Below are 14780 nucleotides of genomic sequence, written 5' to 3'. Positions count from 1 at the left end.
CGTCGTCGCACGAAGCCGGCGCCCGGTGCGCCGGCTGTCAGCGCATCATCCGCCGCCGGAACAGCCACGCGGACAGCAGGAATCCGCCGACCGCATAGCCGGCGAGCACCGCAACGTGCAACGCGACGTCCGTCGCGGGCCGGCCGAGCATCGCGGGCCGGATCAGCTCGACCGCGTTCGCGAGCGGCAGCGCATGCGCGGCGTGCTGTGCGACCGGCGGCAGCTGCGTGATCGGGAAGAACACGCCCGACAGCAGCAGCATCGGCGTCAGCACGAGCGTTTGATAGAACATGAAGAAGTCGTAGGACGGCGCGAGCGCCGTGACGATCATCGCGACGCTGGCAAACGCGAGGCCCGCGAGCGCAATCACGGGCAGCGCCGCGAGCATCGACGGAAACTGCGCATAGCCGAGCGCACCCGCGACCAACATGATCGCGACCCCCGACAGCATGGCCTTGCTGGCCCCCCAGACGATCTCGCCGAGCACGATGTCGCCGAGCGCGAGCGGCGTATGCATGATCGCTTCCCAGGTGCGCTGCACGTGCATCCGCGAGAAGCCCGAATACATCGACTCGAAGCTCGCGGACATCATCACGCTGGACCCGACCGTGCCGGCCGCGAGGAACGCGATATACGACACGCCGTCGACATGGCCGAGCATCAGGCCGAGCCCGAAACCGAGCCCGAACAGATAGATCATCGGATCGGCAAGATTGCCGAACATCGACGCGAGCGCAAGCTTGCGCCAGACGAGATAGTTGCGCCGCCATACGGCGACCCAGTTGGTTGCGTTCGCCGGCATCGCGATCGCGAAGCGTGACTCGCGCGGCGGTGCCGAAGGTGCGGCAGCGGAATAGTTGCGCACGTCCATGGTCGATCAGTCCTGCATTTCGCGGCCCGTGAGCCGCAGGAACACATCCTCCAGATTGGCCGGGCGATGCAGATAGCGCAACCCCGTACGACCCTTGATCCGCGCGCTGAGCGGCTCCGGGTCGCTCACGTAGCAGAACAGCGTCTCGCCGCTGATCTCGGTGTGCTTCGCGAACGCCGACAGCTCGTCGCGCAGCGCGGCCGGGTCGGGCCCGTAGATCTCGATCACGTCGCAGCCGATCTCCGATTCGATCAGCGCGTGCGGCGCGCCTTCGGCAATCTTGCGGCCTTCCTCGATCACGCACAGGCGGTCGCACAGGCGTTCGGCTTCTTCCATGAAATGCGTGGTGATCAGGATCGTCTTGCCGCGCGCGAGCAGCGAGCGCAGCCGCTCCCACATCAGGTGCCGCGCCTGCGGATCGAGGCCCGTCGTCGGCTCGTCGAGCACCAGCACGTCGGGATCGTTGACGAGCGCGCGGGCGAGCGTGAGACGGCGCTTCATGCCGCCCGACAGCTCGCCGACCTTCGCGTCGGCCTTGTTCTCGAGCTTCGCGAATTCGAGCAGCGGCTGTACGAGCGCGCGCGCAGCGTGAGCCGATATCCCGAAATAGCGGCTGAACACGAGCAGGTTCTCGCGCACGGTGAAGTCGGGGTCGAGATTGTCGAACTGCGGGACGACGCCGACGCGCTGGCGCGCATGCCGCGCACGCGATGGAACCGGTTCGCCGCACAGCGAAATGGTGCCCGCATCGGGGTACGCGAGGCCGAGCAGCATCTTCAGCGTAGTGGTCTTGCCGGCGCCGTTCGGCCCGAGCAGGCCGTAGCATTCGCCGGCCTGTACGTTGAAGGACAGGCCGTTGACGACGAGTTTGTCGCCATAGCGCTTTTCGACGTTGCGGAGATCGATCGGTGCGACGGACATGGGCATGTTGTCGTTGTAAGCGGGTGCGTTCCGCCGCCCAATGCGTGGCCGGTTGGCGAACGGATCGGGCGAATGCGTGTCACAGGGCATGACCGAAGCGCGCGACGCCGGCACGTTATGGCCTGCTGGAATACGAACGAGCCATTCTAGTGCATCGGCTGCGTCTCTTCAGGGCAGGCCTGCACGATGCGATGAATGTGCGCACCGATCGTGCACCGCATCATCGCGCACGCGCCGAGCGGCGCGAATCAGCGTTTTCCATCCCTTGCGTCCTGAATTGCGGCGCACCATGATGAATGCGTAGGCTCGTTGTCGCGATAGGGAGGTTTCATGGCTAGCTACAACAAGATTTTGCTGTGTTACGACGGCTCGCTCGAAGGGCGCAAGGCACTGCGTTGCGGCGCCAATCTCGCAATGGACCTGAAGGCCGAAACGCACTTGCTGTCGGTCGTCGACATGCGTTCGAGCATTGCGCAAAGCGCGGGTCTGCTGACCGACGTCGCGTGCGGCCGCTTCGAGGAAACCGCGCGCGAAATCCTGCAGGAAGGCGTGAACTGGCTGCGCGAGCGCGGCGTGCAGGCCGAAGGCCATTTCGCGTTCGGCTATCCGATCGACGAAATCGCGAATCTCGCGTCGGAGCTGAAGGTCGACCTCGTCGTCGTCGGCCACCGGTGCCGCAGCGGGCTGTCGAGATGGTGGATGGGGTCGGGCAATACGCAACTGCTCGATCGCGTGAACTGCAGCATTCTGGTTGCGTGTTCGTCGGCGGAGGAGCAGAAGGCCGAAATCGCGCGCGAGCGTGAAGCGGCCACGGCGAGCGCCAAATGATTCAATGACGCGATGATTGCCTGACCGGCGATTCGCGCCGGTCAGGCGCCGCACCGCATCCGCGGTGCGGGCGTCGCGCGCGACCGGCTACGCATGCAGGTCGATCGCGGACAACTTCCACGAAAACAGCCCGAAGCGGTGGAATATTGCCGCATAACGCGTGCCGTCGGCGCTGCGCTGGTAGGTCACGACGAATTCGTCGACATTCCGGTAGCCGGCGCTGGTTTGCCGCTGATGCGGCGTGTGCGTTGCATCGTTCACGCTGGCCGGTGCGGCAGCGGCCGGCGCCGGCGACGACGCGGCGGCGGTGGCCGCGTTACTGGCTGGAACGGCTGCACTCGCCGGAGCCGGATTGGCCGGCGGTGCGGCCGGCGTGTCGGCCGGGGCATTGCCTTGCGGCAGATTCGACCATTCGGGCGGACGCTCGCCCGGATTGCCCCGCGGCGGCAATCCGCTCAGCAGCGCGGCCACGCCCTCCGGGGTCGCGTACGCATCGACCAGCGGGCCGATCAGCGCGGACCCGATCAGCGCACCGATTACCGCGAACGGATTGTCCTTCTTCACCGCGTCGATCCGGCGCATCAACTCTTCCGTGACCTGCTGCTTCAGGCTGATGCGCAGCGACGGAAAATCGACATATTCGCTGATGGCCGGTGCGTCGCGCGCATCGATCGCCGATTTGAGGCGACCGAGCGCGACGTATGGCGACGCGTATGCGTAGCCGATCGCCGCAACGACGGCGATGGCCAGCACGACGATCAGCACGGGCCTGGGCCGCCATGTGCGGCCCGAAGATCCAGTCACATTGCCTCCGGTGCGGGATTGTTCCGCAATCAGAGACCGCCTTGCGCGGCCGATCGTTCCTCCGCGATGCAGCGATCGATCATCCGGCACACGGCATCGATCGTGCCGACCATGATCAGGCGCGAGCGGCCGTGATAGACGCGCACCGGCGCGCGGCGCGCGGGTTCCGCATGATTCAGGCCGGCGTTCAGCGATACCCGCGCGAAAGCGGGGAGCGCCGACGGCAGCAGGGACGCCTGCCGTTCGACTGCGACTTCTTCTTTCACGGGCGCTGCCGCGGACAGCGGTGCGCAAGGCGTGCGGCCGCGCAGATGACGCAGGCGACCGAATTGACGGAAAGGCAGCAGGCGGGCAAGGCGTTCCATGGTGTTCTCCTCAGCGAGACGGAATGTCAGAGTTCGCCCGAGCGGATCAGCCCGACGGCGATGCCTTCCAGCGCGAATTCCGCGCTGCCGGCCTTGACGAAGATGTTTTCGTAATCCGGGTTCTCCGCGATCAGCTCGAGACCGCCCGGCCGGCGCATCAGGCGCTTGACCGTGACGTCGTCGCCGAGACGCGCGACGATAATCTGGCCGTCCTTCGCTTCCGTGCGCTTCTGCACGGCGAGAAGGTCGCCGTCGAGAATGCCGGCGTCGCGCATCGACAGGCCGCGCACCTTCAGCAGGTAGTCGGGCTTGCTGGAGAACAGTGCGGGATCGCACGCGTAATGCTGCGAGATGTGCTCCTGCGCGAGGATCGGGCTACCGGCCGCGACGCGGCCGACGAGCGGCAGCGACAGTTGCATCAGGCCGGCATGCGGCAGCGTGAACTGGTGCGGGGCGTCGTCGATGCCGAGCAGGCGGATGCCGCGCGATGCGCCGGCGGCCAGCTCGATCACGCCCTTGCGCGCCAGTGCACGCAGGTGTTCCTCGGCCGCATTCGGCGAGCTGAAGCCCAGTTCGGCCGCGATTTCGGCACGGGTGGGCGGGAATCCGGAGCGCTCGATCGCGCGACGGATCAAGTCGAAAACTTGCTGCTGACGGGCGGTGAGTTTGGTCATGGCTCAACTGTATGGATAGACAGTGAGCTGTATTTTTATACAGTACTTCGCGAATTTCAAGCGTTACTTGAGGTTCGACGCGATCACGCCGGTTCCGGCGCGATTTCGCGACGTCCGAACGCCGGTTCGTCCGCCGCAACCGTCCATCCCGTATGCGTTAGCACTTTTGAGTATTAAAAAATGAAGAACGATTATTTTTAATCATGTAACCCGTTCGTTAGACTGGCCCGACATCGCAATACCGACAACACTGGAGAACCAAGGATGGCGAAGCGCAATACGGGGCTGGCGGGCGGAGTGGGCCGCCTGATCGCAACACTCGCGCTGGGCGCGGCGGCGGCGCTGGGCGTCGCGACGCACGCCCAGGCCGATACGACCTTCCTGAACGTGTCGTACGACCCGACGCGCGAGCTGTATCAGGACTTCAACCAGGCGTTCGGCAAGGAGTGGAAGGCGAAGACGGGCGAGACGGTCAACTTCAAGCAGTCGCACGGCGGCTCGGGCGCGCAGGCGCGCTCGGTGCTCGACGGCCTGCAGGCCGACGTCGTCACGCTGGCGCTCGCGTACGACATCGACGCGCTCGCGAACAAGGGGCTCGTCAACAAGGACTGGCAGAAGCGCCTGCCCGACAACGCGTCGCCGTACACGTCGACGATCGTGTTCCTCGTGCGCAAGGGCAATCCGAAGGGGATCAAGGACTGGGACGACCTGACCAAGCCGGGCATCTCGATCGTCACGCCGAACCCGAAGACGTCGGGCGGCGCGCGCTGGAACTACCTGGCCGCGTGGGCGTATGCGGTGCACAAGCCGGGCGGCAACGAGCAGACGGCGAAGGAGTTCGTCACGAAGCTGTACAAGAACGCGGGCGTGCTCGATTCGGGCGCGCGCGGCGCGACCACGAGCTTCGTGCAGCGCGGGATCGGCGACGTGCTGATCGCGTGGGAAAACGAGGCATTCCTGTCGGTCAAGGAATTCGGTACCGACAAGTTCGAGATCGTCGTGCCGTCGGTGAGCATCCTGGCCGAGCCGCCCGTCGCGGTGGTCGACAAGGTGGTCGACAAGAAGGGCACGCGCAAGCTGGCCGACGCTTACCTGAACTTCCTGTACAGCCCGCAGGGCCAGGAGATCGCGGCACGCAACTACTACCGGCCGCGTTCGAAGAACGTGCCGGCGGAACTGACCAAGCAGTTCCCGAAGCTGAAGCTGTACACGGTCGACGACACGTTCGGCGGCTGGACGAATGCGCAGAAGACGCATTTCGCGGACGGCGGCGTGTTCGACTCGATCTACAAGCCGCAGTAACGCCATAACGACAGCGGCGCGCCACGACAGCGCGCCGCATCCCCGACGGGCCGCCGGCGCAATTCATCGCGCCGGCGTTTGCGTCGGGCCCATGAGCAGCATCGACCCAGCAAGAGCATCCGATGACGACGTACACCTTTCGCAAGCCGAGCGCGCTGCCCGGTTTCGGCGTGACGCTCGGTATCACGGTGGCCTATTTGAGCCTCGTGGTGCTGATTCCGCTCGCCGCCACGTTCCTGAAGACCGCGACGCTGTCGTGGGGCCAGTTCGTCACCGCCGTCACGTCGCCGCGCGTGCTCGCGTCGTACCGGCTGACGTTCTCGGCCGCGCTCGGCGGCGCGCTGATCAACGCCGTGTTCGGCTTCCTCGTCGCGTGGGTGCTCGTGCGCTACACGTTCCCGCTCAAGCGCCTCGTCGATGCGATCATCGACCTGCCGTTCGCGCTGCCGACGTCGGTCGCCGGCATCTCGCTCGCGGCCGTTTACGCGACCAACGGCTGGGTCGGCCAGTATCTCGCGCCGCTCGGCATCAAGATCGCGTTCACGCCGGCCGGCGTGCTGGTCGCGCTGACCTTCATCGGGCTGCCGTTCGTCGTGCGCACCGTGCAGCCGGTGCTCGAGGATTTCGAGCGCGAGCAGGAAGAGGCCGCCGCGTGCCTCGGCGCGTCGCGCTGGCTGACGTTCCGCCGCGTCGTGCTGCCGGCCGTGCTGCCGGCGCTGCTGACCGGTTTCGCGCTGGCGTTCGCGCGCGCGCTCGGCGAATACGGATCGGTGATCTTCATCGCCGGCAACGTGCCGATGAAATCCGAGATCACGTCGCTGCTCATCATCACGAAGCTCGAGCAATACGACTACGCGGGCGCGACCGCGCTCGCGGTCGTGATGCTGGTAGTGTCGTTCCTGATGCTGCTGCTGATCAACACGCTGCAATGGTATCTGCAGCGCCGCACGAGCAAGGGCGCAAGCGGCCCCGCGCCCGCGATTGTCACCGCAACCGCAGCAGGAGGCCAGCAATGAGCCAGGAGGCAACCGTCGTGCTGAAACCCCCGCCGTCGGCCGCGCAAGGGCGCGCCGCGAAACGGCTCGACCCCGTCAGCGAGTCGCGCGTCGTGCGCTGGCTGCTCACGGGCATCGCGCTGGCGTTCCTCGCGTTCTTCCTCGTCGTGCCGCTCGCCGCGGTGTTCGTCGAGGCGCTGCGAAAGGGCGTCGGCTTCTATCTCGAATCGCTGGCCGATCCCGACGCATGGGCGGCGATCAAGCTGACGCTGACCGTCGCCGCGATCGCCGTGCCGCTGAACCTCGTGTTCGGCGTGTGCGCGTCGTGGGCGATCGCGAAGTTCGAATTTCGCGGCAAGGCGCTGCTGACGACGCTGATCGACCTGCCGTTCTCCGTGTCGCCGGTGATCTCGGGCCTCGTGTACGTGCTGCTGTTCGGCGCGCAGGGCTGGCTCGGGCCGTGGCTGCAGGATCACGACGTGCAGATCATCTTCGCGGTGCCGGGCATCGTGCTCGCGACGATCTTCGTCACGTTCCCGTTCGTCGCACGCGAGCTGATTCCGCTGATGCAGGCGCAAGGCACCGACGAAGAAGAAGCCGCGCGCGTGCTCGGTGCGTCGGGCTGGCAGATATTCCGCCGCGTGACGCTGCCGAATGTGAGGTGGGGCCTGCTGTACGGCGTGATCCTGTGCAACGCGCGCGCGATGGGCGAATTCGGCGCGGTATCGGTTGTGTCGGGCCACATCCGCGGCGTGACCGACACGATGCCGCTGCACGTCGAGATTCTGTACAACGAATACAACTTCGCGGCGGCGTTCGCGGTGGCGTCGATGCTGGCGCTGCTCGCGCTCGTCACGCTCGCGCTGAAGCTGCTCGCCGAGCGTCATCTCGCCGCCGAACTGGCCGGCGCGCGCGACGCCGTTCCCGCACATGTCGGCCCTGCTGCCGCCGTTTCGTCGAAATCGTAAAGAGGCAACCAGAATGGGTATTACCGTCCGTAACCTTGAGAAGCGCTTCGGCGATTTCACGGCGCTCGACAACGTGTCGCTCGACTTCCCTGCCGGCGAGCTGGTCGCGCTACTCGGGCCGTCCGGCTGCGGCAAGACCACGCTGCTGCGCGTGATCGCGGGCCTCGAGCACGCGGACGCGGGCCAGGTCGTGCTGCAGGGGCTCGACGTCGCGTCGGTCGGCGCGCGCGACCGCCAGGTCGGTTTCGTGTTCCAGCACTACGCGCTGTTCCGCCACATGACCGTGTTCGAGAACGTCGCGTTCGGGCTGCGCGTGAAGCCGCGCCGCGAGCGGCCGTCGGAAGCCGCGATTCGCGACAAGGTGCACGAGCTGCTGCAGCTCGTGCAGCTCGACTGGCTTGCGCAGCGCTATCCGTCCGAGCTGTCGGGCGGCCAGCGCCAGCGCATCGCGCTCGCCCGTGCGCTCGCGGTCGAGCCGAAGGTGCTGCTGCTCGACGAACCGTTCGGCGCGCTCGACGCGAAGGTTCGCAAGGAGCTGCGCGGCTGGCTGCGCCGTCTGCACGACGACCTGCACATCTCGACGATCTTCGTCACGCACGACCAGGAGGAGGCGCTGGAGGTGGCGGATCGAATCGTCGTGCTGAACCGCGGCCACGTCGAGCAGGTCGGCAGCCCGCAGGACGTGTACGATCATCCGCAGAGCGCGTTCGTGTATGAGTTCCTCGGCGCGGCGAACCGGCTGCCGGGTACGGTCGCCGGGCGCGGCTTCGTCGCCGAGGGTGCGGCTGCGCCGATCGAGGTCGACGCCGACTTCGCGGGCCCCGCGAACGCTTACGTGCGGCCGCACGACCTGCAGCTTTGGCCGGCCGGCGAAGGGCACCGGGACGGCATCGCCGTGGACGTGCGCCGTGTGATCCCGCTGGGCGGTTCGGTGCGCGTCGAGCTCGAGGCGCGCGCGGGCGGCGCACTCGAGGCGGAACTCGATCGCGATGCATGGCGTGCGCTCTCGCTGCGGGTCGGCGACGGCGCGACGGCCGTGCCGCGCGCGGTGCGCGTGTTTCCCGCGCGTTGAAGCGAGAATACAGGGCAGGGGGCGGAATTCGCTCCGATTCGACAATCAAACAACGACAGCCTAAGAGGCATACCCATGAATTTTCAGCAATTGCGGTTCGTGCGCGAAGCGGTGCGCCAGAACATGAACCTGACGGAAGTCGCGAACGTGCTGTACACGTCGCAGTCGGGCGTGTCGAAACAGATCAAGGATCTCGAGGATGAGCTGGGCGTCGACATCTTCATTCGGCGCGGCAAGCGGCTGACGGGCCTCACGGAGCCCGGCAAGGCCGTGCACCAGTTGATCGAGCGGATGCTGCTCGACGCCGAGAACCTGCGCCGCGTCGCACGCCAGTTCGCGGACCAGGACAGCGGCCACCTCGTCGTCGCGACCACGCACACGCAGGCGCGCTACGCGTTGCCGAAGGTGATCCGGCAGTTCACCGACGTGTTCCCGAAGGTGCATCTCGCGCTGCGTCAGGGCAGCCCGCAGCAGATCGCGCAGATGATCCTGAACGGCGAGGCCGATCTCGGCATCTCGACCGAGGCGCTCGACCGCTATCCGGACATCGTCACGTTCCCGTGCTATTCGTGGCACCACACGGTCGTCGTGCCGAAGGGCCATCCGCTCGTCGGCCGCGAGAACCTGACGCTCGACGAAATCGCCGAATACCCGATCATCACGTACGACCAGGATTTCACGGGCCGCTCGCACATCGACCAGGCGTTCGCGCAGGCAGGCGCCGTGCCCGACGTCGTGCTGACCGCGATCGATGCGGACGTGATCAAGACCTATGTCGAGCTCGGGATGGGGATCGGCGTCGTCGCGGCGATGGCTTACGATCCGCAGCGCGACACGGGCCTCGTCGCGCTCGATACGCAGCACCTGTTCGAGGCGAGCACGACGCGGGTCGGGCTGCGCAAGGGCGCGTTCCTGCGCGCGTATGCGTACCGGCTGATCGAGATGTTCGCGCCGCACCTGAACGAAGCGGAAATCGCGGGGCAGTTGCGCGAAGCCGTCTGACGGCAGCGCTTCGCGCGCCGTCCGGGCTGTTGCCCCGGGCGGCGCGGCATGCGCTCGCCGGAGGCGGTGCGCGGGGCGGCGGCGGGCGTGCCGCCGTCATGGTTGGTCGACTCATCGAACCTTCGACCGCAGTCGCGGTTTCCATCTTTCGAATCCGATTCGCCGCAACGGCGATCGGCACGCGTTCGCCTGCCGGCAGAAAAACAAGACGGCACGTTCGAACGCTTCGCTGCCGCCATATCGAACGGGCCACTCGTCGGAAGATATGATTCAATGCGCGTGAATGCCGGCTGACGGGTGGGCGGGCCGTCGAACGGCAGCCTTCTCGGCTGGTCGGCCCCAGCACCTGCGGCGCAACGCGCGGCGCGGAGACGACGCGCGGAAAGCGTCGCCGGCCGGCAATCCGCATTCGGAAAAACGCGCGCACGGCCGGCCGGGTCCGACACATTCGACGACATCTCGCGCAGCGCGCGCAACACGCAACACGCACGAAGAAGAGGTAAACAATGAATCTCAAATGGTTTCTCTTTTCCTTCGAAGGCCGGATCGGGCGCATGCCGTGGTGGATCTACGCACTGGTTTCCGCAGTGCTCAGCGCGATTTTCGACGCGGGTTCCCGCGGTTCGTCGGACGACGATCTGCCGCTGCTGGCGATGCTCGTGCTGTTCGCGATCGCGGTCGTCGCAGTGTGGTCGTCGATTGCCGTCGGCGTGAAGCGGCTGCACGACATCGACAAGTCGGGGTGGTGGATGCTGCTGCTCTTCGTGCCGATCGTCGGCGCGATCGCGTTGTTCGTGATGAACGGCTTCATCGCCGGCACACCGCATGCGAACCGTTTCGGCGAGCCGCCGTCGGCCGATGAAGACCAACCGGCGCCGCGGGACCCGGCGTGACGCGCGGCGGCTTCCGCAAGTGTGGTTTTTGCGCGTCGCGACGCACTATCGCGCACTCCGAACAAACCCTTAAATATTGATCAGACAGGTTGCGCGTCGAAGCGAATCGGTACAGCATAGCTTTCACTCCGCCGGCTTCCAGCCGGCGGCGGCGCGTAAACGACAGCACGCGCCAGGCAGTCGGCCGTCTGCCTCGCTTCCATTCCGTGGTACCGACAGCAGCATCGATGGCCATTGCCCGGGTAGTGTGGCGCAAACGTTTGCTCACATTAAAACAACAGTCGAACAACAGTCCGGCCCTTCGGGCCAGTCGCCAGGAGATGTGTATGAATGTCCGCTTTCGCCGTCGCTTCCTGACCGCCGCGCTCGCCGCCGTCGCGGTCGCCGCCGCACCGGCCGTCCACGCTCAATCTTCGGCCAAGCCGAAGGTCGCGCTCGTGATGAAGTCGCTCGCCAACGAGTTCTTCCTGACCATGGAAACCGGCGCGAAGGAATACCAGAAACACAACGCGAATCAGTTCGACCTGATCACCAATGGCATCAAGGACGAGACCGACACCGCGAACCAGATCCGCATCGTCGAGCAGATGATCGTATCGAAGGTCGACGCGATCGTGCTCGCGCCGGCCGATTCGAAGGCGCTCGTGCCGGTCGTGAAGAAGGCCGTCGACGCGGGCATCGTCGTCGTGAACATCGACAACCGGCTCGATCCCGACGTACTGAAGTCGAAGAACCTGAACGTGCCGTTCGTCGGCCCCGACAACCGCAAGGGCGCGCGCAAGATCGGCGACTACCTCGCGAAGAAACTGAAGGCGGGCGACCAGGTCGGCATCGTCGAAGGCGTGTCGACGACGACCAATGCGCAGCAGCGTACGGCCGGCTTCCAGGACGCGATGAAGGCGGGCGGGATGAAGGTCGTGTCGGTGCAGTCAGGCGAATGGGAGATCGACAAGGGCAATGCGGTGGCTGCCGCGATGCTCAACGAATACCCGAACCTGAAGGCGCTGCTGTGCGGCAACGACAACATGGCGATCGGCGCCGTGTCGGCCGTGCGCGCGGCCGGCAAGCAGGGCAAGGTGGCCGTGGTCGGCTACGACAACATCAACGCGATCAAGCCGATGCTGAAGGACGGCCGCGTGCTCGCGACCGCCGATCAATACGCGGCGAAGCAGGCCGTGTTCGGCATCGACACGGCGCTCAAGGCGATCTCCGAGCATCGTAAGCAGGCCGACATGTCCGGCGTGGTCGAGACGCCGGTGGATCTCGTGACGAAGTGACGCCGCGCCGGCGCGGCCGCCGTCCTCAAGAATCCGGCGCGGCGGCCGTTATCCGGTGTGAGCGCGATCACGGCCACTGCATGCACATGCACTTGTGAGCGTCACCCCCGTGCGCCGCGTGCGCGCGGCCGCAACCAGGATCGCGATGGAACCGACCTTCCAACCCTCCCGTTCAGCTAGCCCGGTGCTGTCCGTTTCCGGCATCGGCAAGACCTATGCCGAACCCGTGCTCGCCGATGTCACGCTGACGCTCGCGGCGGGCCAGGCGCTCGCGCTGACGGGCGAGAACGGCGCCGGCAAGAGCACGCTGTCGAAGATCATCGGCGGGCTCGTCGAACCGACTACCGGCACGATGCAGCTCGGCGGCCAGGCATATGCGCCGGCGAGCCGCACGCAGGCCGAGGCGCTCGGCGTGCGCATGGTGATGCAGGAGCTGAACCTGCTGCCGACGCTGACTATCGCCGAAAACCTGTTCCTGAACCGCCTGCCGCGGCGCTTCGGGATCATCGATCGCACGCGGCTGCGCGACGACGCGCGTGCCGCGATGGCGCAGGTCGGGCTCGACACGGTCGATCCCGATACGCCCGTCGGCGCGCTCGGCATCGGCCATCAGCAGATGGTCGAAATCGCGCGCAACCTGATCGGCGATTGCCGCGTGCTGATTCTCGACGAGCCGACCGCGATGCTGACCGCGCGCGAAGTCGCGCTGCTGTTCGAGCAGATCGACCGGCTGAAGGCGCGCGGTGTCGCGATCGTCTACATCTCGCACCGGCTCGAGGAGCTCGCGCGCGTCGCCGAGCGCGTCGCGGTGCTGCGCGACGGCCGGCTCGTGTATGCGGGCGACATGGCGGCGACGACGTCCGACGGGCTCGTCACGTTGATGGTCGGGCGCGAGATCGGCGAGCACATCGATCTCGGCGAGCGCCATATCGGCGCGCCGCGGCTCGTGGTGTCGGGCCTCACACGCGGGTCGGCCGTGCAGGACGTGTCGCTCGAGGTGCGCGCGGGCGAGATCTTCGGCATTTCGGGGCTGATCGGCGCGGGGCGCACCGAATTGTTGCGGCTGATCTACGGCGCCGATCCGCCCGATGCCGGGATGATCGCGGTCGGCCAGCCGCTGAAACCGGCGCGGATCGGTTCGCCGGTCGATGCGGTGAAGCACGGCATTGCACTGATTACCGAGGATCGCAAGGGCGAAGGGCTGCTGCTGTCGCAGTCGGTCACCGCGAACGTGTCGCTCGGCCAGCTCGACCGGCTCGCGCGCGGCGGCATCGTCGACACCGCGCGCGAAACGGCGCTCGCCGAGCGGCAGATCGACGCGCTGCGAATCCGCACGCACGGCGCGGCGCAGGCAGTCGGCGAGCTGTCGGGCGGCAATCAGCAGAAGGTCGTGATCGGCCGCTGGCTCGCGCGCGACATGGGCGTGCTGCTGTTCGACGAGCCGACGCGCGGGATCGACGTCGGCGCCAAATTCGAGATCTACACTTTGATGGGCGCGCTCGCGCGTGAAGGCCGCGCGCTCGTCGTCGTGTCGAGCGATCTGCGCGAGCTGATGCTGATTTGCGACCGGATCGGCGTGATGTCGGCCGGGCGCATGACCGCCGTGTTCGAGCGCGGCAACTGGACCCAGGATGCGCTGCTGGCCGCGGCGTTCGCCGGCTTCGGCCGCGAAGCGACGCCGGGCGGCGCGCAGCATCCGGACGCGGGGCCGGCGCAGGGCGCCGCTCCCGGCACTTCGACGACAGGACGACAGCAATGACCCAGCCTCCCGTATCTCCGACCGATGCAGGCGCGCAGCAGGACCTGACGGGGCGCCGCGCGCGCACGTTGTCCGGCACGCGGCTCGGCCTGTCGAACTATCTCGGTCTCGCCGGCGCGCTGGCCGCGATGATCGCGCTGTTTTCGGTGCTGAGCTCGCATTTCCTGACCTACGACACGTTCAGCACGATCGCGAACCAGATTCCCGATCTCGTCGTGATGTCGGTCGGGATGACCTTCGTGCTGATCATTGCCGGGATCGACCTGTCGGTCGGCTCGGTGCTCGCGCTCGCCGCGTCGATGGTCAGCGTCGCCGCGCTGAAATGGCAATGGGGGCCGCTGCCGGCCGCGCTGATCGGGATCGCGGTCGCGACCGCCACGGGTGCGCTGACGGGCGCGGTCACGGTCGGCTGGCGGATCCCGTCGTTCATCGTGTCGCTCGGCGTGCTGGAGGCCGCGCGCGGCCTCGCGTACCAACTGACGAATTCGCGCACGGCCTATATCGGCGACGCGTTCGATTTCCTGTCGAACCCGATCGCGCTCGGCATCTCGCCGGCGTTCCTGATTGCGGTCGCGGTGATGATCGCGGCCCAGTTCGTGCTCACGCGCACCGTGTTCGGACGCTATCTCGTCGGGATCGGCACGAACGAGGAAGCCGTCCGACTTGCAGGGGTTAACCCGCGACCGTATAAAATTCTCGTATTCGCATTGATGGGCGCGCTCGCGGGGCTGGCGTCGCTGTTCCAGATTTCGCGGCTCGAGGCGGCTGATCCGAACGCGGGCGCGGGTCTCGAACTGCAGGTGATCGCAGCCGTCGTGATCGGCGGCACGAGCCTGATGGGCGGGCGCGGCTCGGTGATCAGCACGTTCTTCGGCGTGTTGATCATCTCCGTGCTGGCCGCGGGGCTGGCGCAGGTCGGCGCGAACGAGCCGACGAAACGGATCATCACCGGCGCGGTGATCGTGGTGGCGGTCGTGCTCGATACGTATCGTAGCCGGCGCGCGCGCGCGCGGTAGAAAGACAGACAGAACAGACCAGAGAGAACGGGA

At 66.7% G+C, this 14780-nt stretch carries 15 protein-coding genes; 10 read left to right on the top strand and 5 right to left on the bottom strand.

The annotated features are described in order from the left end of the window. Window positions 1-37: 37 nt before the first annotated feature. Window positions 38-871 carry an ABC transporter permease gene (locus tag GD429_RS34185; protein WP_152863838.1) on the bottom strand — a complete coding sequence of 278 codons (834 nt, stop codon included), beginning with the start codon at window positions 869-871 and terminating at the stop codon, window positions 38-40. 6 nt (window positions 872-877) lie between these two features. Then, window positions 878-1792: a nodulation factor ABC transporter ATP-binding protein NodI gene (gene nodI, locus GD429_RS34180; protein ID WP_152863836.1), complete on the bottom strand. Its 915-nt coding sequence runs from the start codon at window positions 1790-1792 to the stop codon at window positions 878-880. Between the two features lie 330 nt (window positions 1793-2122). Here nodI and GD429_RS34175 point away from each other — a divergent pair, with 330 nt between their 5' ends. Continuing rightward, window positions 2123-2620: a universal stress protein gene (locus tag GD429_RS34175; RefSeq protein WP_152863834.1), complete on the top strand. Its 498-nt coding sequence runs from the start codon at window positions 2123-2125 to the stop codon at window positions 2618-2620. Window positions 2621-2707: 87 nt separating this feature from the next. Here the strand turns inward: GD429_RS34175 and GD429_RS34170 are convergent, their stop codons facing one another. From GD429_RS34170 to lexA, 3 genes are read right to left on the bottom strand one after another with little or no spacing between them, the layout of a single operon-like run. Next, the gene (locus tag GD429_RS34170) at window positions 2708-3424 is read right to left on the bottom strand and encodes a DUF2939 domain-containing protein (RefSeq protein WP_321575087.1); all 717 of its coding nucleotides are present in this window, start codon (window positions 3422-3424) and stop codon (window positions 2708-2710) included. 29 nt (window positions 3425-3453) lie between these two features. Then, window positions 3454-3789 (bottom strand): hypothetical protein, encoded by a 336-nt coding sequence (locus GD429_RS34165; RefSeq protein WP_034184111.1) that lies wholly within the window; start codon window positions 3787-3789, stop codon window positions 3454-3456. 26 nt (window positions 3790-3815) lie between these two features. After that, the gene (gene lexA / locus GD429_RS34160) at window positions 3816-4463 is read right to left on the bottom strand and encodes a transcriptional repressor LexA (RefSeq protein WP_009689103.1); all 648 of its coding nucleotides are present in this window, start codon (window positions 4461-4463) and stop codon (window positions 3816-3818) included. Window positions 4464-4727: 264 nt separating this feature from the next. Here lexA and GD429_RS34150 point away from each other — a divergent pair, with 264 nt between their 5' ends. From GD429_RS34150 to GD429_RS34110, 9 genes are all read left to right on the top strand, one after another. Further along, window positions 4728-5765: a sulfate ABC transporter substrate-binding protein gene (locus GD429_RS34150; RefSeq protein WP_152863830.1), complete on the top strand. Its 1038-nt coding sequence runs from the start codon at window positions 4728-4730 to the stop codon at window positions 5763-5765. Between the two features lie 122 nt (window positions 5766-5887). Then, window positions 5888-6781 (top strand): sulfate ABC transporter permease subunit CysT, encoded by an 894-nt coding sequence (gene cysT, locus GD429_RS34145; RefSeq protein WP_152863828.1) that lies wholly within the window; start codon window positions 5888-5890, stop codon window positions 6779-6781. Next, window positions 6778-7728, top strand: coding sequence for a sulfate ABC transporter permease subunit CysW (gene cysW / locus GD429_RS34140; protein ID WP_152863826.1), 951 nt, complete (start codon window positions 6778-6780; stop codon window positions 7726-7728). The genes cysT and cysW overlap by 4 nt, the downstream gene beginning before the upstream one ends. Before the next feature lie 13 nt (window positions 7729-7741). After that, window positions 7742-8800: a sulfate/molybdate ABC transporter ATP-binding protein gene (locus GD429_RS34135; protein WP_152863824.1), complete on the top strand. Its 1059-nt coding sequence runs from the start codon at window positions 7742-7744 to the stop codon at window positions 8798-8800. A 75-nt stretch (window positions 8801-8875) separates the two neighbouring features. Continuing rightward, a complete protein-coding gene (locus GD429_RS34130) occupies window positions 8876-9802 on the top strand; it encodes a CysB family HTH-type transcriptional regulator (RefSeq protein WP_006404867.1) in 927 nt (308 codons plus the stop codon). Window positions 9803-10308: 506 nt separating this feature from the next. Continuing rightward, window positions 10309-10695 (top strand): DUF805 domain-containing protein, encoded by a 387-nt coding sequence (locus GD429_RS34125; RefSeq protein WP_152863822.1) that lies wholly within the window; start codon window positions 10309-10311, stop codon window positions 10693-10695. Between the two features lie 326 nt (window positions 10696-11021). Then, window positions 11022-11972 (top strand): sugar ABC transporter substrate-binding protein, encoded by a 951-nt coding sequence (locus GD429_RS34120; protein WP_152863820.1) that lies wholly within the window; start codon window positions 11022-11024, stop codon window positions 11970-11972. Between the two features lie 145 nt (window positions 11973-12117). Continuing rightward, window positions 12118-13731, top strand: coding sequence for a sugar ABC transporter ATP-binding protein (locus tag GD429_RS34115; RefSeq protein ID WP_152863818.1), 1614 nt, complete (start codon window positions 12118-12120; stop codon window positions 13729-13731). Next, on the top strand, window positions 13728-14747 hold the full coding sequence (locus GD429_RS34110) for an ABC transporter permease (protein WP_152863816.1): 1020 nt from the start codon (window positions 13728-13730) through the stop codon (window positions 14745-14747). The genes GD429_RS34115 and GD429_RS34110 overlap by 4 nt, the downstream gene beginning before the upstream one ends. Window positions 14748-14780 lie beyond the last annotated feature (33 nt).

The organism is Burkholderia sp. BE17 (assembly GCF_009362305.1).
GTDB classification, from domain to species: domain Bacteria; phylum Pseudomonadota; class Gammaproteobacteria; order Burkholderiales; family Burkholderiaceae; genus Burkholderia; species Burkholderia pyrrocinia_C.
The sequence above is the reverse complement of the archived record's forward strand: the minus strand, read 5'-3'. Positions and strand labels throughout refer to the sequence as shown.